This is a genomic window from Citrobacter sedlakii NBRC 105722 (assembly GCF_000759835.1).
In the GTDB taxonomy this organism is placed as follows: domain Bacteria; phylum Pseudomonadota; class Gammaproteobacteria; order Enterobacterales; family Enterobacteriaceae; genus Citrobacter_A; species Citrobacter_A sedlakii.
On sequence record NZ_BBNB01000008.1, the window covers coordinates 129,492 to 150,754 of the forward strand.

Genomic DNA, 21,263 nt, shown 5'->3' on the forward strand with positions numbered 1-21,263 from the left:
AAATGACATTAACACGCGTGAGCGCCATTAACTGGAACAAGATTCAGGATGACAAAGATCTGGAGGTGTGGAATCGCCTGACCAGCAACTTCTGGTTGCCGGAAAAGGTGCCGCTGTCGAACGATATTCCGGCATGGCAAAGTTTAAGCCCGGCGGAGCAACAGCTCACTATCCGCGTCTTTACCGGGCTGACGCTGCTCGACACCATTCAGAATATCGCTGGCGCGCCGTCGCTGATGGCCGATTCCCTCACTCCACACGAGGAGGCGGTGCTGTCGAACATCAGCTTTATGGAAGCCGTGCATGCCCGCTCCTACAGCTCAATCTTCTCGACGCTCTGTCAGACGAAAGATGTCGATGCCGCCTACGCGTGGAGTGAAGAAAACGCGCCGCTCCAGCGCAAAGCGCAGATTATTCTGGCGCATTACGCCCACGGCGAACCGCTGAAAAAGAAGATTGCCAGTGTTTTTCTTGAGTCTTTTCTGTTCTATTCCGGCTTCTGGCTGCCAATGTATTTCTCCAGCCGCGGCAAACTGACCAACACCGCCGATCTGATCCGCCTCATCATCCGCGACGAGGCGGTGCATGGCTATTACATAGGCTATAAGTACCAGAAAGGGCTGGAGAAACTGCCGGAACCGACGCGTGAAGAACTGAAGAACTTCGCGCTGGATTTACTGATGGATCTGTACGACAACGAAGTCCGCTATACCGAAGAACTGTATGCCGACACCGGCTGGGCGGAGGACGTGAAAGCGTTTCTCTGCTACAACGCCAATAAGGCGCTGATGAACCTCGGCTATGACGCGCTGTTTCCGGCAGAGATGGCGGAGGTTAACCCGGCGATTCTCGCGGCGCTGTCGCCAAACGCGGATGAAAACCATGATTTTTTCTCCGGTTCAGGCTCGTCCTACGTCATGGGCAAAGCCGTCGAAACCGAAGATGAAGACTGGAATTTTTAACGCAAATTATCTTAAAAATAGCCCGACAGTTTTCGGGTAAATATTTTTTACGGATCGCGTTTTTATCACACAAATATCGTTGAGTGAACTACACTCATTCACTGATGCCTTATTCGCCTGAATGCTTCCTCATCCAGGCGAATTTTGCCTGTCCGTGTCCACAAATATCATTTTTTTACACTTGCGATCAGCCCTTATATCACGGGGAATTCCGGCAAATTCCCCCTGGGGCTATTTCACCAATTCACACATTCAGGGTTGTCTCAGATTCTCAGTATGTTAGGGTAGAAAAAAGTGACTATTTCTATCGGGTAACATATCGACATAAATAAATAACGGGAATCTTTCTATTGCATGGCAATTAAATTAGAAGTTAAGAATCTATACAAGGTATTTGGAGAGCATCCGCAACGCGCCTTCAAGTATATTGAAAAAGGACTTTCGAAAGAGCAAATTCTGGAAAAAACAGGGCTATCGCTTGGCGTAAAAGACGCCAGTCTGGCCATTGAAGAAGGCGAGATATTTGTCATCATGGGATTATCCGGTTCGGGTAAATCCACAATGGTACGCCTTCTCAATCGCCTGATTGAACCCACCCGCGGACAGGTACTGATCGACGGCGTGGATATTGCAAAAATATCCGAAGCTGAACTTCGCGAGGTGCGCAGAAAAAAGATTGCGATGGTCTTCCAGTCATTTGCGCTGATGCCGCATATGACCGTGCTGGATAATACGGCTTTCGGCATGGAATTAGCCGGCGTCTCCGCCGAGGAACGCCGGGAAAAAGCGCTGGACGCCTTACGCCAGGTCGGTCTGGAGAATTACGCGCACGCCTGGCCGGACGAACTTTCCGGCGGCATGCGTCAGCGTGTTGGTCTGGCCCGCGCCTTAGCCATTAACCCTGATATTTTATTAATGGACGAGGCCTTCTCAGCCCTCGACCCGTTAATTCGTACCGAAATGCAGGATGAACTGGTAAAACTGCAGGCAAAACATCAGCGCACAATTGTGTTTATTTCCCACGATCTCGACGAAGCGATGCGCATTGGCGACCGTATCGCCATTATGCAAAATGGCGAAGTGGTCCAGGTCGGTACGCCGGACGAAATTCTCAATAATCCGGCCAATGATTATGTGCGCACATTCTTCCGTGGCGTTGATATTAGCCAGGTGTTTAGCGCGAAAGATATTGCCCGTCGCAGTCCGGTGGGGCTGATTCGTAAAACGCCAGGTTTCGGCCCGCGTTCGGCACTGAAATTATTGCAGGATGAAGACCGGGAATTTGGCTACGTAATTGAGCGCGGAAATAAATATGTGGGCGTGGTTTCCATCGACTCATTAAAAAGCGCATTAAACCAGACTCAGGGGATCGAAGGCGCGTTAATTGACGAACCGCTGGCCGTTGATGCGCAAACTCCGCTTAGCGAGTTGCTCTCTCATGTTGGACAGGCGCCGTGCGCGGTGCCGGTTGTCGATGAAGAACAACAGTATGTCGGCATCATTTCAAAACGCATGCTGCTACAGGCTTTAGATCGCGAGGGGGCAAATAATGGCTGATCAATCGAATCCGTGGGATACCGCACCGGCGGCTGATAGCGCCGCTCAGTCCGCCGACGCCTGGGGCTCGGCGGCCAGCACGCCGACCGACGGCGGTGGCGCAGACTGGCTGACCAGCGCGCCCGCACCGGCGCCAGAGCATTTTTCTATTCTGGATCCGTTCCATAAAACCCTGATCCCGCTCGACAGCTGGGTCACGCACGGGATCGACTGGGTCGTAACCCATTTCCGTCCCGTTTTCCAGGGCATACGTGTCCCGGTGGATTACATTCTTAACGGCTTTCAGCAACTGCTGCTGGGTATGCCCGCGCCGGTAGCGATTGTTATTTTCGCCCTGCTCGCCTGGCAGATCTCCGGCGTTGGGATGGGCGTGGCGACGCTGATCTCGCTGATCGCGATCGGCGCGATCGGCGCCTGGTCGCAGGCGATGATTACCCTCGCGTTGGTACTGACCGCCCTGCTGTTCTGCGTGGCGATTGGCCTGCCGATGGGGATCTGGCTGGCGCGCAGTCCGCGCGCGGCGAAGATTGTCCGGCCACTGCTCGACGCCATGCAGACCACGCCGGCGTTCGTGTACCTGGTGCCGATTGTGATGCTGTTCGGTATCGGCAACGTGCCAGGCGTGGTAGTGACCATTATCTTTGCGCTGCCGCCTATTGTCCGTCTGACCATTCTTGGGATCAACCAGGTGCCGGCGGACCTGATCGAGGCATCACGTTCGTTCGGCGCCAGCCCGCGGCAGATGCTGTTTAAGGTTCAGTTACCGCTGGCGATGCCGACCATTATGGCTGGCGTCAACCAGACGCTGATGCTGGCGCTGTCGATGGTGGTTATCGCCTCGATGATTGCCGTCGGCGGTCTGGGTCAGATGGTGCTGCGCGGTATTGGCCGTCTCGATATGGGGCTGGCGACCGTCGGCGGGGTGGGGATTGTGATCCTCGCCATTATTCTTGACCGCCTGACTCAGGCCGTCGGTCGCGATTCCCGCAGTCGCGGCAACCGTCGCTGGTATACCACCGGCCCTGTCGGGTTACTTACCCGCCCATTTACAAAATAAGGAACAACGATGCGACATAGCGTACTTTTTGCCACAGCGTTTGCCACCCTTGTCTCTACCAGCACGTTCGCGGCTGACCTGCCGGGCAAAGGCATTACCGTTCAACCGGTACAGAGCACCATCACCGAAGAAACCTTCCAGACGCTGCTGGTGAGCCGCGCGCTGGAAAAACTGGGTTACACCGTCAGCAAGCCGAGCGAGGTCGACTATAACGTCGGCTACACCTCCATCGCCTCTGGCGATGCCACCTTTACCGCCGTGAACTGGCAGCCGCTGCATGATGATATGTATGCCGCAGCAGGCGGCGACAAGAAGTTTTATCGCGAGGGAGTCTTTGTTACCGGCGCGGCGCAAGGGTATCTGATCGATAAGAAAACCGCCGAGCAGTACAACATCACCAATATCGCCCAGTTAAAAGATCCGAAGATTGCAAAGATTTTTGACACCAACGGCGACGGAAAAGCGAACATGATGGGCTGCTCGCCGGGCTGGGGCTGTGAAGCAGTAATTAATCACCAGAACACAGCGTTCGATCTGGAAAAAACCGTTGAGGTCAGCCACGGTAACTATGCGGCGATGATGGCCGACACCATCACCCGATTTAAAGAGGGCAAACCGATTCTGTATTATACCTGGACGCCATACTGGGTGAGCGACGTTATGAAACCGGGCAAAGATGTGGTCTGGCTGCAGGTGCCGTTCTCTTCCCTGCCAGGCGAGCAGAAGGACATTGATACCAAATTGCCTAATGGTGCGAACTATGGCTTCCCGGTGAACACCATGCACATCGTCGCCAACAAAGCCTGGGCCGAGAAAAACCCGGCGGCGGCGAAACTGTTCGCGATCATGAAGCTGCCGCTGGCGGACATCAACGCGCAAAACGCGATGATGCATGCGGGTAAAGCCTCAGAAGCCGACGTTCAGGGTCATGTGGACGGCTGGATCAAAGCCCACCAGCAGCAGTTTGATGGCTGGGTGAACGACGCGCTGGCCGCACAGAAGTAAGGTTTACCTCTTGCCGGATAAGGTGCTCAGGCCCCTTATCCGGCACAGGCAATTATCTCTCCGGCGTCTTTTTATAGCCCGTCAGCATGAGCACCAGGCTTTCCCGTGTGTCTGCATTGTTGAACTGATAATGATTCCCCTGGCGATCGCCGCCGATATACCACGCGATTTCCGTTTTCCCCTCGGCCAGCGCCTTGCGCACGGCTTTGTCCACGTCCACCATCCGGTATTCTTTCGCGTTATTAAGATACAACACGGCATCTGAACGATAGTGACAGGCCGGGCGATTTTGCCAGGTGACACTGTGCGGATCCCAGTCGCTGCTGGTCGGATAGAAGAAGATTTGATCCGCGCCGTTGCTCTCGACCTTGCCGCCATAAATACGGATGCGATATTTAAACAATGACGGATCCTGCCCCGCCGGTAGCGCCGGGATCGCGAATTTCACCAGCGTCATGGTTTCCGGGTTATGCGTGCGCCCGCCGTTTTGCCAGTTATCCTGAATCAGCAGCTTTTCCGCCGCATTGGTTACTGTCTCCGGCTGCTCGCTGCTGATCCACGTCGCCACTGCCTTTTCATAGCGATACGGTACGTTCAGCCCGCAGTCCATACCGTTGTTCATGCACAGTTCCGTCATAAAGCGCGCGCCGTCCTCCGTCCAGCCGTTCATAAAGTCGGCATGTGCGGTGTAGATGCTTCCCCAGCGTTCTTCACGCTCGTCGCCGTTCATGATCGGGTCGAGAGAAAGCTGCGCTTTTGCGGTGTCCAGCGACGTAATTCCCGGGATCACATACGCCACGTTCATGTTTACCGTCGGGATTTTCACCGGATAGCCGGACGGACACTGACCGTTGCTGTCATAGGCGGCGTTTGGCATACCATGACCGGGTTTCAGGTGAATACCGTCCCAGCAGTCTGGAAACTGGATGCCAATGTTGAACTGTACCGCGTCCCCCGCTTTACGCAGACCGCATACTTCTCCGGCTTTGGTTGTATAGCCTTTCCCGTTGGCGCACAAAAAAGTAATGCGGGGATTTGGCGCCGCGCCGTGGTGATCGCCCGCCAGCAGTGAAAGTCCCGCCGGAAACGGATGTAGCGGATACTCTGTCGTATTTTTGGCCTGATAGTAGGTTTTTTGATAGGCAGGCGGCACTACCGTCCCGTTCGGCAATTTCAGCGACGGGGCCCAGTACGCGGAGCTGTCCGCTTTATTATCGCAAGTGGTTTCTTCCTTCGCCCGCAGCGTCGGGTAAGTGGATACCGCATCGGTATGGGTATTACCGAAGAAGTCATGCCACATCGCCTGGTTCGGCATGCCAAACATCATGATGGCGTCATCGCCCAGCGTGTGGCTGTAGCCGCATACCACATGCGCCTGCGGTGCGCCATACGCGGGCGCTATTGCGGCGGTCATCAATAGGGAAAGTCCTGTCAACGTCGTGCTCAGTTTCATCGTCATCTCCTGTGATGAAAAAGAACATTGGTAACAGAGCGACGCGCCGCCACCGAACGCTTTCGCGACCGATTTTCTTCAGTTTGCCGGTTTCCCCCTACGCTTCGTGAAAACCGCACAATCGATCACCTCGCGATGTGCCAACAATCATTGACTTCCGCTATGATTGATTCCCCTGGAAATCATCACCTGACTGACGATAACAAACATAATGACAAAAAATACTCACCCGCTTAGCCCGGCGCTGATCGTGCTTATGTCGGTAGCGACGGGCCTGGCGGTTGCCAGCAATTATTATGCGCAGCCGCTGCTCGACACCATCGCCAACAATTTCTCTCTATCTGCCAGCTCTGCGGGATTTATTGTCACCGCCGCACAGTTGGGCTATGCCGCTGGCCTGCTGTTTTTGGTGCCGCTTGGCGATATGTTTGAGCGCCGGACGCTGATTGTCTCGATGACGCTTCTGGCCGCAGGCGGAATGCTCATTACCGCCAGTAGCCAGTCGCTGACGATGATGATCCTCGGCACCGCGCTAACCGGACTGTTTTCGGTGGTCGCCCAGATTCTGGTGCCGTTGGCGGCGACCCTCGCCACACCGGACAAGCGTGGTAAGGTGGTCGGCACGATTATGAGCGGATTGTTGCTCGGTATCCTGCTGGCGCGGACGGTGGCGGGCTTACTTGCCAGTCTCGGCGGCTGGCGCACCGTATTCTGGGTAGCCTCTGCGCTTATGGCGCTGATGGCTGTCGCCCTGTGGCGCGGCTTGCCAAAAATGAAGTCAGAGACGCATCTCAATTATCCGCAATTGCTCGGTTCGGTATTCAGCCTGTTTACCCGCGATAAATTGCTGCGCACGCGCGCGCTGCTGGGTTGTCTGACCTTCGCCAACTTCAGCATCCTCTGGACATCAATGGCCTTTTTATTGGCGGCGCCGCCGTTCAGCTATTCCGAAGGGATGATAGGCCTGTTTGGGCTGGCGGGCGCCGCGGGGGCGCTGGGCGCGCGTCCGGCGGGCGGCTTCGCCGATAAGGGACATTCTCATCTCACCACCACCTACGGTTTGCTGTTGCTGCTGCTTTCCTGGCTCGCTATCTGGCTGGGGCACGCCTCGGTACTGGCATTGATCGTCGGGATTCTGGTGCTGGATCTCACGGTGCAGGGCGTACACATTACCAACCAGACGGTGATTTACCGGCTCTACCCGGATGCCCGTAACCGACTTACCGCAGGCTATATGACCAGCTATTTTATCGGCGGCGCCGCCGGTTCGTTAATTTCAGCCTCTGCCTGGCAACATGCCGGATGGGCAGGCGTGTGCCTGGCGGGAACCACCGTTGCCGTACTCAACTTGTTGGTCTGGTGGCGAGGATTTCATCGACAGGAAGCCGCAAATTAATCGGTTAGCGAGCGTTTACCTCTGTTTCGGCTCCTTAGGGTGTTAAGGAGCCCCCCAGTCTGTTAAGGTTATAGCAATCATTTACCCTGGTTATTTTAACATTGGTGATATCGCATAAATTTCTATGGAAAGCCCCACTCCCCTTTCCGAACCCAACCCGGCGCCATGCATGGAAGGATTCACCGAAAGCTTATCCACCGTCATGAGTAACCTGCCCGCCGCGTTTTCCTATCCCCATTGTCGGGTGCCCTGAGCTACGGATTAGCCTCTGAGGCGCTGGCGATTTTATAACCCGTAAGAATCATTTTGCTTTAATAATACATTTACTTTATTTGTCACTGTCGTTACTATATCGGCTGAAATTAATGAGGTCATGCCCAAATGGATAGTTCGTTTACGCCCATTGAACAAATGCTAAAGTTTCGCGCCAGCCGCCACGAAGACTTTCCGTATCAGGAAGTGTTGCTCACCCGTCTTTGCATGCACATGCAGGGCAAGCTGCTGGAAAACCGCAATAAAATGCTGAAGGCTCAGGGGATTAACGAGACGTTGTTTATGGCGTTGATTACGCTGGAGTCTCAGGAAAACCACAGCATTCAGCCTTCTGAACTGAGTTGTGCACTGGGTTCGTCCCGTACTAACGCAACGCGTATCGCGGATGAACTGGAAAAGCGCGGCTGGATCGAACGCCGCGAAAGCGACAACGATCGCCGTTGCCTGCACCTGCAGTTGACCGAAAAAGGCCACGAATTTCTGCGCGAGGTGTTACCGCCGCAGCATCACTGCCTGCACCAGCTGTGGTCCTCCCTTAGCACCGCAGAAAAAGATCAGCTTGAGCACATCACCCGTAAGCTTCTGACGCGTCTCGATCAGATGGACCAGGATGGCGCCATTCTTGAGGCGCTGAGCTAACGCGTCGACTCGCTCAATAATCCAGATTAAGAAAGAAAACTGACTGGCCAGCACCCGTGCGTGCTGGCCTTTCTGATAAACAGTTCGGCCAAGCCGACAAAAAATAAGATCGTGGAGAACAACATGAGCGCAAATGCGGAGATGCAAACCCCGCAGCAACCGGTCAAAAAGAAAAGCAAACGTAAAAGTACGCTGATTCTGCTGACCTTGCTCTTTATCGTTATTGCCGTGGCATATGGGATCTATTGGTTTTTAGTATTGCGTCATTTCGAAGAAACGGATGATGCGTACGTGGCAGGGAACCAGGTTCAAATCATGGCGCAGGTATCCGGCAGCGTGACAAAAGTCTGGGCGGATAACACGGACTTTATCAAACAGGGCGATGTCCTCGTCACCCTCGACCAGACGGATGCGAAGCAGGCGTTCGAAAAGGCGAAGACCGCGCTGGCCTCCAGCGTTCGTCAGACGCATCAGTTGATGATCAACAGCAAACAGTTGCAGGCGAACATTGACGTACAAAAAACCGCCCTCGCCCAGGCGCAAAGCGACTTTAAACGTCGCGTGCCGCTGGGTAACGCCAACCTGATTGGTCGCGAAGAACTGCAACATGCCCGCGACGCGGTTGCCAGCGCCCAGGCGCAGCTTGACGTCGCCATACAGCAATATAACGCGAATCAGGCGATGATCCTGAACAGCAAGCTCGAAGATCAGCCTGCTGTTCAGCAGGCGGCGACCGAAGTGCGTAATGCCTGGCTGGCGCTTGAACGTACGCGGATCGTTAGCCCGATCACCGGTTATGTCTCTCGACGCGCCGTACAGCCCGGCGCTCAGATCAGCCCGACAACGCCGTTGATGGCCGTTGTTCCGGCCACAAATCTGTGGGTCGACGCCAACTTTAAAGAAACCCAACTGGCGCATATGCGTATCGGCCAACCGGCAACGGTGGTCAGCGACATCTACGGCGATGACGTTAAATACACGGGTAAGGTCGTCGGTCTCGATATGGGGACAGGCAGCGCTTTCTCCCTGCTGCCCGCGCAGAACGCGACCGGCAACTGGATCAAAGTGGTACAGCGTCTACCGGTTCGTATCGAACTGGACGAGCAGCAGTTAGCCCAGCACCCGCTGCGCATTGGTTTATCTACGCTGGTGACCGTCGATACGGCTAACCGTGACGGACAGGTACTGGCAAGTACCGTGCGCAGCACACCGGTTGCGGAAAGTAACGCTCGCGAGATCGACCTTGCGCCGGTGAATAAACTGATCGAAGAGATTGTGCAGGCCAACGCCGGCTAATTCCGAGGTGCGTGTTATGCAACAGCAAAAACCGCTGGAGGGCGCGCAGCTCGTCATCATGACGATTGCGCTGTCGCTGGCGACATTCATGCAGGTGCTGGACTCCACCATTGCTAACGTGGCGATCCCCACCATCGCCGGGAACCTCGGCTCCTCCCTGAGCCAGGGAACGTGGGTGATCACCTCCTTCGGGGTGGCGAACGCCATCTCGATTCCTATTACGGGCTGGCTGGCGAAGCGCGTCGGGGAAGTGAAACTGTTCATGTGGTCTACGGTGGCGTTTGCCATCGCCTCGTGGGCATGCGGCGTCTCCAGCAGCCTGAACATGCTGATCTTCTTCCGCGTGGTTCAGGGGATCGTCGCCGGGCCGCTGATCCCACTCTCCCAGAGCTTACTGCTGAATAACTACCCGCCCGCCAAACGTTCTATCGCGCTGGCGCTGTGGTCGATGACCGTCATCGTCGCACCGATCTGCGGCCCGATTCTGGGTGGCTACATCAGTGACAACTACCATTGGGGCTGGATCTTCTTCATCAACGTCCCCATCGGGATCGCGGTGGTGCTGATGACGCTGCAAACCCTGCGCGGTCGCGAAACCCGTACTGAGCAACGACGGATTGACGCCATCGGTCTGGCGCTGTTGGTGGTGGGTATCGGGAGCTTGCAGATTATGCTCGACCGGGGCAAAGAGCTGGACTGGTTCGCCTCGCAGGAGATCATCATTCTGACGGTGGTGGCGGTGGTCGCCATTAGCTTCCTGATTGTCTGGGAGCTGACCGACGATAACCCCATTGTCGATCTCTCGCTCTTTAAGTCGCGCAACTTCACTATCGGCTGTTTGTGTATCAGCCTTGCCTACATGCTTTACTTCGGGGCGATTGTGTTGCTACCGCAGCTTTTGCAGGAGGTCTACGGCTATACTGCGACGTGGGCGGGTCTGGCCTCGGCGCCCGTTGGGATAATCCCGGTGATCCTGTCGCCGATTATTGGCCGCTTCGCGCATAAGCTGGATATGCGCAGACTGGTGACGTTCAGCTTCATTATGTACGCCGTCTGCTTCTACTGGCGCGCCTACACGTTTGAGCCGGGAATGGACTTTGGCGCTTCGGCCTGGCCGCAGTTTATCCAGGGCTTCGCGGTGGCCTGCTTCTTTATGCCGCTGACCACCATCACGCTGTCGGGACTGCCGCCTGAACGCCTGGCGGCGGCATCAAGTTTGTCGAACTTTACGCGAACGCTGGCAGGCTCCATTGGCACCTCGATCACCACAACCCTGTGGACCAATCGGGAATCAATGCACCATGCGCAGTTGACCGAGTCGGTGAACCCGTATAACCCGAACGCCCAGGCAATGTACGATCAGCTTCAGGGCATGGGGATGACGCAGCAGCAGGCGTCGGGCTGGATCGCCCAGCAGATCACTAACCAGGGACTGATCATCTCGGCCAACGAGATTTTCTGGATGTCGGCAGGCATCTTCCTGATATTGCTTGGCCTGGTCTGGTTCGCCAAACCGCCCTTCGGCGCAGGTGGCGGCGGCGGCGGCGCGCACTGATTAAAAAGGCCAGTTCAGATGAACTGGCCTTTTTTATGCCGGGCGGCGTTTATCCGTGGTCGACCGGTAAGGCGCGTAGCCTTGCTATCCGGCAACGCAACTAGATATGCAGTTCCTGCAATTTTTCTTTCGGCAGCGCCAGTTCTTCGTTGCTGTTGACGCGAACGTCGCGCTCCAGAATGTGGCGGGCAATCTCCTGCGCTTCGCTCAGCGAATGCATCTGGTACGTGCCGCATTGATAGACGTTCAGTTCCGGGATCTGATTCTGATCCTGCACTTTCAGTACGTCAGCCATCGCCGCTTTCCACGCATCCGCCACGCGCTGCTCCTCTGGCGTACCGATCAGACTCATGTAAAACCCGGTGCGGCAGCCCATCGGCGAGATGTCGATAATCTCAACGCCGTTACCGTTGAGGTGATTACGCATAAAGCCTGCAAACAGATGCTCCAGCGTGTGGATCCCTTTCTCCGGCATCACCTCTTTGTTGGGGATGCAGAAACGCAGGTCAAACACGGTAATTGCGTCGCCGTGCGGGGTGTTCATCGTTTTCGCAACGCGGACGGCAGGTGCTTCCATCCGGGTATGATCGACAGTGAAGCTATCTAACAACGGCATTTAGCCACCTCCGATATTATTTTTTAAAATAAACTGAACTCTTCGTTTCGGGGCGAGTCTGAGTATATGAAAGACGCGCATTTGTTATCATCATCCCTGATTTCAGAGATGAAATTTTGGCCACTCACGAGTGGCCTTTTTCTTGTCTGTCAGGCCTGTTTTTCCAGCCAGCGTTCAAAGGGTTCGCTGTCCGCCGCTTCCACCTCACGTTGACGCCGTAAAGATGCCTCGCGTTCAGCGATAAACTCTTCTTCCTGCAAGATCTCCAGCGGCTCTTCGCGCAGCACATTACGCCAGGCTTCGCCCAGCGCTTTACCGGTGCCGCCAATCCCGTTGTCGATCATCGAACGCAGGATCCGCGCCGAAAACGTCAGTTCCGGGTTATCAAAACAGGCGACCAGTTCGTCGCACACTTTCTGATAATCCTCTCCACCGTGAATGCTGTCCAGCGTTTGCGCTACGCGTTTGAGATCGCGGAACAGATCTTTTCCGACTTTCGTCAGCGGGAACTGCGCGGTTTCGCAGCCAATCCCCAGCGTCAGCCCCGGCTTGCGCCCTTCCAGAATCACCAGATTCCAGTTGGTACGCGTACACTGCAGCTCGCCGCTGCTCATTTCCGGCGCGTCGGCCAGCACGCACCAGACCATGAACAGATCGAGGAAACGCACCTGTTGCTCGTCAACGCCAATTGGCGAGAAGGGATTGATATCCAGCGAGCGAACTTCAATGTATTCAATGCCGCCGCGCAGCAGTGCGTCTGAAGGCGACTCTCCGCTACGGGTCACGCGTTTGGGACGGATTGGCGCATACAGCTCATTTTCGATTTGCAGCACGTTGCTGTTGATCTGCAGTCGCTTACCGTCTTTCTCGATACCAATGGCCGCGTATTCTTCTGACGGCGTTTTGATCGCGCGTTTCAATCCTGCCACATAGTCGTGCAGATCGTTAAACGTAATACCGAGATTACTTTGCGATTTATTGGTATAGCCGAGATCGCTCAGGCGCAGCGAGGTCGCGTACGGCAGGTAGTACATGCCGCAGTCGGTTTTCTCGAAGGGCAGCGTGGTCGGTTTCCCCTGCAGGAAGGAAGAACAGATCGCCGGCGACGCGCCAAACAGGTACGGAATGACCCAGCCGAAGCGATAGTAGTTGCGGATCAGGCGAAAATAGCCAGCCGAGATTTTCTCTTTTGCCGCTTCGCCGTCCATCTCGCCGCACTTCGCCTGCCAGAACGCCATCGGCAGGGAAAAGTTATAATGCACGCCGGAGATCGTCTGCATTAGCGCGCCGTAACGGTTTTTCAACCCTTCGCGGTACAGTGTTTTCATCCGCCCGACATTCGAGGTGCCGTATTGCGCCAGTTCGATATCCTGCCCTTCCGCGATGTAACAGGGCATACTCAGCGGCCACATGCGCTCATCGCCCAGTTTTCTGGCGGTGTAGCGGTGCAGATCGCGCATGAACGTCAGCATATGCTGAATGTCACCGTCCACCGGCGTAATGAATTCCAGCAGCGCTTCGGCAAAATCCGTGGTGATCCATTTATGCGTCAGCGCCGAGCCCAGCGCTTCCGGATGCCCCGTTGTCGCCAGGGTACCGTCAGCATTCACGCGCAGCGTTTCGCGCTCCAGCCCGCGCTGTATGCCTTTTAGAGCCTGTGGATGTCTTTCCAGCCAGGTCAGAGCCTGTGATACGTCCGGGATCAAATTGACCTCCCGCCTGTCAAAATCGTTTTAATTAGCATAATTGTAGTGGTTGCCCTGAAGGCTATTCCAGGCACAATTAGTGCCACCATAAAGAGCCCTGAATGGTTGCAGCCGCGACGACAATATAGCGCAGCGCTTTGCCAAGGCATAAAAAAAAGAGCACTGGTCCCCACGGGAGGCGCATCCACCCCGCTAACAGGCACAGTAAATCGCCCACTACCGGCATCCAGCTTAATAATAGCGCCACCGCGCCATAGCGATTAAGCCAGCCTGTTGCTTTCTCCTGCCAGCGCGATGTTTTGCGTAGCGGAAAGAAACGCCCAAGGATAACGTTAGTTAGCCCTCCAAGGCTATTACCCATTGTTGCTGTTATGACTAAGACCCAGGGATGAGAAATCCCGGAAAGCAGCATGGCAACCAGAACGACCTCAGAGTTGCCAGGCAACAGCGTCGCACTGAGAAAACTGCTGGCGAACAAAGAGAAGAGCGACAGTACGTCACTCACAGCAAACGCACATCCACGACATCCATGCCTGCGGCGCGTGCTGCCTGCACGCCAAAATCAGCGTCTTCAAATACCACACAGCGAGCCGGAGGCACGCCCATGCGTTCTGCGCAGAGAAGAAAGGTATCCGGCGCCGGTTTATGGTGCAGTACGTGGTCAGCGGCAATCACGGCGTCAAAATAACGACGCAGGCCCAGGTGCGCCAGCAACGCTTCGGCAACGGCGCTTTCACTGCCGGTGCCAACCGCCATCGGACGACGACCATGCCATGCCTTCACAACCTCGACCAACGGCAAGGGTTCGACGCTGTCGAGCAACATGCGTTTTACCGCCGCGGTTTTTTCTTGCGCCAATGCGTGCGGATTGAGGTCCGCCTGGTTCAGTTCAATGATCGCCTGCGCGATACGCCAGGTCGGTGAACCGTTAAGCGCGATCATCGCCTGAAGATCGAAATGCATACCGTAACGGCCTAATACTTCGTCCCACGCCTTACGGTGTGTCGGCTCAGTATCCAGGATGGTGCCATCCATATCGAAAATCAGACCCGCATAACGTTCGTACATTGTGTTCTCGCAAACCGTAGAAACCAGACGTTATTTTATCGTAATGGCGGGATTTTGTCGCTGACGGCGAAAGTGAGGATTGTTCAGGGAAGAAGAAACAATTAAAACGGGAAGTATGGGGATTATCTCAGAGAAGATGGTGCATCCGGGAGGATGACTCGGCTGCGCCTCGCCCTTCGGGCCGTTGCTTAGGCAACGTTATCCTCCCTGGTGCTTACTGTAAATCCGCAGCCCCTGAAACAACAGCGTGGTTATTGTTTCGGAGAAGATGGTGCATCCGGGAGGATTCGAACCTCCGACCGCTCGGTTCGTAGCCGAGTACTCTATCCAGCTGAGCTACGGATGCATCGGAAAACTTGCTTTACTGCCGATACTGATATGACGGCTGGCGTTATATCAAGCAAGGAATGGTGCATCCGGGAGGATGACTCGGCTTCGCCTCGCCCTTCGGGCCGTTGCTTAGGCAACGTTATCCTCCCTGGTGCTTGCGATAAATCCGCAGCCCCTGAAACAACAGCGTGGCTATTGTTTCGGAGAAGATGGTGCATCCGGGAGGATTCGAACCTCCGACCGCTCGGTTCGTAGCCGAGTACTCTATCCAGCTGAGCTACGGATGCATCGGAAAACTTATTTTACTGCCAATATTGATATGACGGCTGGCGTTATATCAAGCAAGGAATGGTGCATCCGGGAGGATGACTCGGCTTCGCTTCGCCTCGCCTTTCGGGCCGTTGCCTGGGCAACGTTATCCTCTCTGGTGCTTGCGGTAAATCCGCAGTCCCTGAAACAACAGCGTGGCTATTGTTTCGGAGAAGATGGTGCATCCGGGAGGATTCGAACCTCCGACCGCTCGGTTCGTAGCCGAGTACTCTATCCAGCTGAGCTACGGATGCATCGGAAAACTTGCTTTACTGCCGATACTGATACGACAACTGACGTTGTATCCAGTAAGAGATGGTGCATCCGGAAGGATGACTCGGCTTCACCTCGCCCTTCGGGCCGTTGCCTGGGCAACGTTATCCTCCCTGGTGCTTGCGGTAAATCCGCAGCCCCTGAAACAACAGCGTGACTATTGTCTCGGAGAAGATGGTGCATCCGGGAGGATTCGAACCTCCGACCGCTCGGTTCGTAGCCGAGTACTCTATCCAGCTGAGCTACGGATGCAAATGGCGGTGAGGCGGGGATTCGAACCCCGGATGCAGCTTTTGACCGCATACTCCCTTAGCAGGGGAGCGCCTTCAGCCTCTCGGCCACCTCACCACACGCCTCTTACGAGTGCGTCGAAGAACATGTTTCTGCTCATCGTCGCTGCGTGGCGCACATATTACTTTCTGGGACTTATAAGTCAAACAATTTTTCCTGCGCTTTTATCGTTTGCACACTTCACGCTCAATTAGTCTGCAAAAACGGCAAAAAGGGTGTTTTATCAACAAACAAATCGGTTTATATGGACTCTGGCTGCCCCGACAACCCCAGGAACACGCTCAGATGATAGAGATAGAAAACAAGGAAAACACAGGAAGGACAGGTTGCGTCTCACCCATCCAGATGAGACGCGGAAACCTTAGTAACTGGACTGCTGGGATTTTTCAGCCTGGATACGCTGGTAGATCTCTTCACGATGGACAGAAACTTCTTTCGGGGCGTTTACGCCGATGCGTACCTGGTTGCCCTTCACCCCTAAAACTGTCACGGTGACCTCATCGCCAATCATGAGGGTCTCACCAACTCGACGAGTCAGAATCAGCATTCTTTGCTCCTTGAAAGATTAAAAGAGTCGGGTCTCTCTGTATCCCGGCATTATCCATCATATAACGCCAAAAAGTAAGCGATGACAAACACATTACATGTAAGCAGTCACGGCATCACATTCTGTTAAACCTAAGTTTAGCCGATATACACAACTTCAACCTGACTTTATCGTTGTCGACAACGTTGATGCAAACGCCGCGGAGTACCTGTCCGCGGCATCGGCTAACGCTTATACACCTCATCCTTCAAGCTGCCTCTGCGTTGGCAGCGCGCATTTCCCCCGGTCGCCTACTCGCTGTTCGCTCCCGGGACGCATTCACTTGCCGCCTTGACGTAGCATGAATGATTTTGTGTATATATTTTATAGTTTTGCGCTGACCCAGGCTTGCACACTGGCTAACGCTGCAGGCAGAGCAGCCGCGTCCGTACCACCGGCTTGCGCCATGTCCGGACGACCACCACCCTTACCGCCCACCTGCTGAGCGACCATACCTACCAGTTCCCCTGCTTTGACACGGTCGGTCACGTCCTTAGACACGCCAGCAATCAGAGAAACCTTACCTTCTGCCGCCGTAGCCAGCACGATAATGGTGGAACCCAGCTGATTTTTCAGATCATCAACCATGGTACGCAGCATTTTCGGCTCGACGCCGGCAAGCTCACTCACCAACAGCTTAACGCCATTGATATCAACCGCCTTGCTGGAAAGATTCGCACTTTCCTGCGCGGCAGCCTGTTCTTTCAGCTGCTGAAGCTCTTTCTCCAGTTGACGGGTACGTTCCAGTACGGAACGAACTTTATCGCCCAGATTCTGGCTGTCGCCCTTCAGCAGATGCGCAATTTCGCTTAAACGATCGCTTTGAGCGTGAACGGAAGCAATGGCGCCTTCACCCGTTACCGCTTCGATACGACGAACGCCCGCTGCGGTACCCGACTCGGAAACAATACGGAACAAGCCAATGTCACCGGTGCGACTGGCGTGCGTACCACCGCAAAGCTCGGTAGAGAAATCGCCCATGCTCAGCACGCGAACACGCTCGTCATATTTCTCACCAAACAGCGCCATCGCGCCTTTCGCTTTAGCGGCGTCCAGATCCATCACATTTGTTTCCACCGGCAGGTTACGGCGGATCTGCGCATTCACCAGATCTTCGACCGCACGAATCTCCGACGGTTTCATCGCTTCGTTATGAGAAAAATCAAAACGCAGCAGTTTATCGTTCACCAGCGAACCTTTCTGCGCAACGTGCGTGCCCAAAACCTGGCGCAGCGCGGCGTGCATCAAGTGCGTCGCCGAGTGATTCAGACGAATACGATCGCGACGCGCTTCGTCCACGTCAGCCTGTACTGCATCGCCCACTTTCAGAGAACCCGCAGACAACGTGCCGAGATGACCGATCGCCTGACCATATTTTTGCGTGTCGCTGACAGCAAAGGCAAAGCCTGCGCCTTTCAGTTCGCCTTTATCACCAACCTGACCGCCGGACTCGGCATAGAATGGCGTCTGGTCCAGAACCACAACCGCGTCCTGACCGGCGTTGATTACGTCAACCGCTTTGCCATCCACAAACAGTGCGGTGACCTTGCCGTTCAGTTCCAGATGGTCGTAGCCTTTAAACTCAGACGCGCTGTCTACGCGGATCATCGCGTTATAGTCAGCGCCAAAGCCGCTGGCTTCACGGGCGCGACGCCGTTGTTCTTCCATCGCCGCTTCAAAACCCGCTTCATCCACTTTGATGTTGCGCTCGCGGCAAACGTCTGCCGTCAGGTCAACCGGGAAGCCGTAGGTATCGTACAGACGGAAAGCCGTTTCACCGTCCAGCGTGTCGCCCGTCAACTTCGCCAGTTCTTCGTCCAACAGTGCCAGACCGCGCTCCAGAGTACGGGCAAATTGCTCTTCTTCGGTTTTCAGCACCTGCTCAACCTGAGCCTGCTGGCGCTTCAATTCTTCACCCGCCGATCCCATGACGTCAATCAGCGGACCGACCAGCTTGTAGAAGAACGTCTCTTTCGCGCCAAGCATGTTGCCATGGCGCACCGCACGACGAATGATGCGGCGCAGCACGTAGCCGCGGTTTTCGTTCGACGGCATCACGCCATCGGCGATCAGGAATGCGCAGGAACGAATGTGGTCGGCGATAACGCGCAGCGACTTGTTGCTCAGGTCGGCGGCGCCGGTCACTTTCGCCACCGCCTCAATCAGCGTGCGGAACAGGTCGATTTCATAGTTCGAGTTAACGTGTTGCAGAACTGCGGCAATACGTTCCAGCCCCATACCGGTATCGACTGACGGCTTCGGCAGCGGCTCCATTGTGCCGTCAGCCTGGCGGTTAAACTGCATAAAGACGATATTCCAGATCTCAATGTAGCGATCGCCGTCTTCTTCCGGGCTGCCCGGAGGCCCCCCCCAAATGTGATCGCCGTGGTCGTAGAAGATCTCGGTGCACGGACCGCATGGACCGGTATCACCCATCTGCCAGAAGTTGTCGGACGCATAGGCCGCACCTTTATTGTCGCCAATGCGAATAATGCGTTCGCGTGGAATACCGACTTCTTTTTCCCAGATTTCATAGGCTTCGTCGTCTGTTTCATAGACGGTCACCCACAGACGCTCTTTCGGCAGGGCGAACCAGTTTTCACCGGTCAGCAGTTCCCATGCATACTGGATGGCATCGTGTTTGAAATAGTCGCCGAAGCTGAAGTTGCCCAGCATTTCGAAGAAGGTGTGGTGACGCGCAGTGTAACCGACGTTTTCCAGGTCATTGTGCTTACCGCCCGCGCGCACGCAGCGCTGGGAAGTGGTCGCGCGGGAATAATTACGCTTGTCGAGGCCAAGGAAAACATCCTTGAACTGATTCATCCCGGCGTTGGTAAACAACAAAGTGGGGTCATTGTTTGGTACCAGGGAGCTGCTGGCAACTACCTGATGTCCCTTACTATGGAAAAAGTCGAGAAACGCCTGACGGATCTCAGCGGTGCTCTTGCTCATAATTATCCTGAAATCAAGCTACACGTCATCTTTCAAACCGCCTCTGTACTGGCTGCGAGCTTCCTCGCCTGCCGCCCTGATGCGGCTTGAATGACGTTGTGTATTTAAGGAATATTCGTCGCGAACGCAGGTTACCGCAAAGCAACCCACGCCCGAACGGAAAAAGTGGGAATAAGATAAGTTTTCTTTAGTGGGAAGTAAAATCCCGTATGCGCTCAATCGTCAAAATTTCGCCATATCTCCTGGATATCCTCCATCAGATAGCCGCGATAGAGTAGAAAGCGCTGTATTTTTACCTTTTCTGAAAATGCCGCGGGCAGCGGTTCGCCGTATTTGCGGGTAGCCTGATCGCGCGCGAGGGTACACCAGTCAATTTCACATTCGCGCAGCGCCTTTTCGATAGCTTCCCGGGCAATGCCTTTCTGGTTGAGTTCCTGGCGGATGCGCGCCGGGCCATACCCTTTCCGGCTACGGCTGGCGATAAAGCGCGAAACGAAGCGGCTGTCATCCAGATACCCGTGCTCATGGCACCAGGCTACCACCCGTTCGTAATCCTCTGCCGTGGCCTCAATCTCCTCGGGGCCGTTTTTCCCCATGACCGGCGCGGCCAGTTTGCGGCGTAACTCCTGTTCGCTGTGATCGCGCACAGCCAGAATGCGGACAGCGCGATCGAGCAGGCGGGCATAAACGGGTCGGCGTGGTGTCGGTTCGCTCATAACTCCCTTCAGATTCAGCAATGCAAAAGGGCCGCATAAATGCAGCCCTTGAGTGTAACTTAACCTTTTGCCGAATGGCGGTTTCGCGCGATCCGGCTTACGGTCGCCTGAAGATTAAAAATCTTCGTTGGTTTCTGCAACACCTTCACCGTCATCAACGGAGAAATCTGGCGTCGAGTCCTGGTTGTTGAGCAGCAGCTCGCGAACCTTTTTCTCGATCTCTTTCGCGGTAGCCGGGTTTTCTTTCAACCAGGCGGTCGCATTCGCTTTACCCTGCCCGATTTTCTCACCGTTGTAGCTGTACCAAGCACCGGCTTTCTCAATCAGCTTCTCTTTGACGCCCAGGTCAACCAGTTCGCCATAGAAGTTGATGCCTTCACCGTAGAGGATCTGGAACTCTGCCTGTTTGAACGGTGCGGCGATTTTGTTCTTCACCACTTTCACGCGGGTTTCGCTACCCACCACGTTATCGCCCTCTTTCACCGCGCCGATACGGCGGATGTCCAGACGAACAGAGGCGTAGAATTTCAGCGCGTTCCCCCCGGTAGTGGTTTCCGGGTTACCGAACATAACGCCAATTTTCATACGGATCTGGTTGATGAAGATCAGCAGCGTGTTGGACTGCTTCAGGTTACCCGCCAGCTTACGCATCGCCTGGCTCATCATACGCGCCGCGAGGCCCATGTGAGAGTCGCCGATTTCACCTTCGATTTCCGCTTTCGGCGTCAGGGCCGCGACGGAGTCGACAACGATAACGTCTACAGCGCCAGAGCGCGCCAGCGCATCACAGATTTCCAGCGCCTGTTCGCCAGTGTCCGGCTGAGAACACAGCAGGTTGTCAATATCAACGCCCAGCTTGCGCGCATAGATTGGATCCAGCGCATGTTCCGCATCGATAAACGCACAGGTTTTCCCTTCACGCTGCGCAGCGGCAATCACCTGCAGCGTCAGGGTGGTTTTACCGGAAGATTCCGGCCCGTAGATTTCGACGATACGGCCCATTGGCAGACCGCCCGCGCCGAGTGCGATATCCAGAGAAAGCGATCCGGTCGGGATGGTTTCCACATCCATAGAGCGGTCTTCACCCAGACGCATGATGGAGCCTTTACCAAATTGCTTTTCAATTTGGCCCAGTGCTGCCGCCAACGCTTTCTGTTTGTTTTCGTCGATAGCCATTAACTACTCCTGTCATGCCGGGTTCCGCTTGCGCTTAACCGGATAGT

General features: G+C 55.1%; 17 protein-coding genes and 5 tRNA genes. 8 read left to right on the forward strand and 14 right to left on the reverse strand.

Annotation, left to right across the window (positions count from 1 at the left end):
• Nucleotides 1-2 precede the first annotated feature (2 nt).
• From nrdF to proX, 4 genes are all read left to right on the forward strand, one after another.
• Nucleotides 3-962 (forward strand): class 1b ribonucleoside-diphosphate reductase subunit beta, encoded by a 960-nt coding sequence (gene nrdF / locus CSE01S_RS11815; RefSeq protein WP_042288515.1) that lies wholly within the window; start codon nucleotides 3-5, stop codon nucleotides 960-962.
• A 354-nt stretch (nucleotides 963-1,316) separates the two neighbouring features.
• Nucleotides 1,317-2,519, forward strand: a complete 1,203-nt coding sequence (gene proV, locus CSE01S_RS11820) for a glycine betaine/L-proline ABC transporter ATP-binding protein ProV (protein WP_042288517.1) — start codon at nucleotides 1,317-1,319, stop codon at nucleotides 2,517-2,519.
• Entirely contained in the window at nucleotides 2,512-3,576 is a 1,065-nt protein-coding gene (gene proW, locus CSE01S_RS11825) for a glycine betaine/L-proline ABC transporter permease ProW (protein ID WP_042288519.1), read from the forward strand. The genes proV and proW overlap by 8 nt, the downstream gene beginning before the upstream one ends.
• Before the next feature lie 9 nt (nucleotides 3,577-3,585).
• Nucleotides 3,586-4,581, forward strand: coding sequence for a glycine betaine/L-proline ABC transporter substrate-binding protein ProX (gene proX, locus CSE01S_RS11830; protein ID WP_042288521.1), 996 nt, complete (start codon nucleotides 3,586-3,588; stop codon nucleotides 4,579-4,581).
• Between the two features lie 52 nt (nucleotides 4,582-4,633).
• On the opposite strand, the gene CSE01S_RS11835 is transcribed toward proX, so the two are convergent.
• Entirely contained in the window at nucleotides 4,634-6,034 is a 1,401-nt protein-coding gene (locus tag CSE01S_RS11835; RefSeq protein WP_042288523.1) for a DUF1996 domain-containing protein, read from the reverse strand.
• Between the two features lie 211 nt (nucleotides 6,035-6,245).
• Between CSE01S_RS11835 and CSE01S_RS11840 the strand changes: the two genes are divergently transcribed.
• From CSE01S_RS11840 to emrB, 4 genes are all read left to right on the forward strand, one after another.
• Entirely contained in the window at nucleotides 6,246-7,430 is a 1,185-nt protein-coding gene (locus CSE01S_RS11840; RefSeq protein WP_042288525.1) for an MFS transporter, read from the forward strand.
• 381 nt (nucleotides 7,431-7,811) lie between these two features.
• Complete coding sequence (gene mprA, locus CSE01S_RS11845; RefSeq protein ID WP_042288528.1) at nucleotides 7,812-8,342, forward strand: transcriptional repressor MprA; 531 nt, start codon at nucleotides 7,812-7,814, stop codon at nucleotides 8,340-8,342.
• Nucleotides 8,343-8,465: 123 nt separating this feature from the next.
• On the forward strand, nucleotides 8,466-9,638 hold the full coding sequence (emrA, locus tag CSE01S_RS11850; protein WP_042289046.1) for a multidrug efflux MFS transporter periplasmic adaptor subunit EmrA: 1,173 nt from the start codon (nucleotides 8,466-8,468) through the stop codon (nucleotides 9,636-9,638).
• A 16-nt stretch (nucleotides 9,639-9,654) separates the two neighbouring features.
• Nucleotides 9,655-11,193 carry a multidrug efflux MFS transporter permease subunit EmrB gene (gene emrB, locus CSE01S_RS11855; protein WP_042288532.1) on the forward strand — a complete coding sequence of 513 codons (1,539 nt, stop codon included), beginning with the start codon at nucleotides 9,655-9,657 and terminating at the stop codon, nucleotides 11,191-11,193.
• Between the two features lie 100 nt (nucleotides 11,194-11,293).
• Here the strand turns inward: emrB and luxS are convergent, their stop codons facing one another.
• The 13 genes from luxS to recA all read right to left on the reverse strand — a co-directional run bounded on the left by luxS (nucleotide 11,294) and on the right by recA (nucleotide 21,216).
• Nucleotides 11,294-11,809: an S-ribosylhomocysteine lyase gene (gene luxS / locus CSE01S_RS11860; RefSeq protein WP_042288535.1), complete on the reverse strand. Its 516-nt coding sequence runs from the start codon at nucleotides 11,807-11,809 to the stop codon at nucleotides 11,294-11,296.
• Between the two features lie 149 nt (nucleotides 11,810-11,958).
• Nucleotides 11,959-13,515, reverse strand: coding sequence for a glutamate--cysteine ligase (gshA, locus tag CSE01S_RS11865; RefSeq protein ID WP_042288539.1), 1,557 nt, complete (start codon nucleotides 13,513-13,515; stop codon nucleotides 11,959-11,961).
• A 76-nt stretch (nucleotides 13,516-13,591) separates the two neighbouring features.
• Nucleotides 13,592-14,020 (reverse strand): YqaA family protein, encoded by a 429-nt coding sequence (locus CSE01S_RS11870; RefSeq protein WP_042288542.1) that lies wholly within the window; start codon nucleotides 14,018-14,020, stop codon nucleotides 13,592-13,594.
• Complete coding sequence (yqaB, locus tag CSE01S_RS11875; protein WP_042288544.1) at nucleotides 14,017-14,583, reverse strand: fructose-1-phosphate/6-phosphogluconate phosphatase; 567 nt, start codon at nucleotides 14,581-14,583, stop codon at nucleotides 14,017-14,019. Before yqaB ends, CSE01S_RS11870 begins: the two co-directional genes overlap by 4 nt.
• A gap of 269 nt (nucleotides 14,584-14,852) precedes the next feature.
• Nucleotides 14,853-14,929, reverse strand: a tRNA-Arg gene (locus CSE01S_RS11880).
• Nucleotides 14,930-15,123: 194 nt separating this feature from the next.
• Nucleotides 15,124-15,200: transfer RNA gene (locus CSE01S_RS11885), tRNA-Arg, on the reverse strand.
• A gap of 199 nt (nucleotides 15,201-15,399) precedes the next feature.
• A tRNA-Arg gene (locus tag CSE01S_RS11890) sits at nucleotides 15,400-15,476 on the reverse strand.
• Between the two features lie 194 nt (nucleotides 15,477-15,670).
• Nucleotides 15,671-15,747: transfer RNA gene (locus tag CSE01S_RS11895), tRNA-Arg, on the reverse strand.
• 3 nt (nucleotides 15,748-15,750) lie between these two features.
• Nucleotides 15,751-15,843, reverse strand: a tRNA-Ser gene (locus tag CSE01S_RS11900).
• A 304-nt stretch (nucleotides 15,844-16,147) separates the two neighbouring features.
• Nucleotides 16,148-16,333 carry a carbon storage regulator CsrA gene (csrA, locus tag CSE01S_RS11905; RefSeq protein ID WP_000906486.1) on the reverse strand — a complete coding sequence of 62 codons (186 nt, stop codon included), beginning with the start codon at nucleotides 16,331-16,333 and terminating at the stop codon, nucleotides 16,148-16,150.
• A 363-nt stretch (nucleotides 16,334-16,696) separates the two neighbouring features.
• Entirely contained in the window at nucleotides 16,697-19,324 is a 2,628-nt protein-coding gene (gene alaS, locus CSE01S_RS11910) for an alanine--tRNA ligase (protein ID WP_042288550.1), read from the reverse strand.
• Between the two features lie 215 nt (nucleotides 19,325-19,539).
• Nucleotides 19,540-20,040, reverse strand: a complete 501-nt coding sequence (recX, locus tag CSE01S_RS11915; RefSeq protein ID WP_042288556.1) for a recombination regulator RecX — start codon at nucleotides 20,038-20,040, stop codon at nucleotides 19,540-19,542.
• Between the two features lie 114 nt (nucleotides 20,041-20,154).
• The gene (recA, locus tag CSE01S_RS11920; RefSeq protein WP_042288561.1) at nucleotides 20,155-21,216 is read right to left on the reverse strand and encodes a recombinase RecA; all 1,062 of its coding nucleotides are present in this window, start codon (nucleotides 21,214-21,216) and stop codon (nucleotides 20,155-20,157) included.
• Nucleotides 21,217-21,263: the final 47 nt, after the last annotated feature.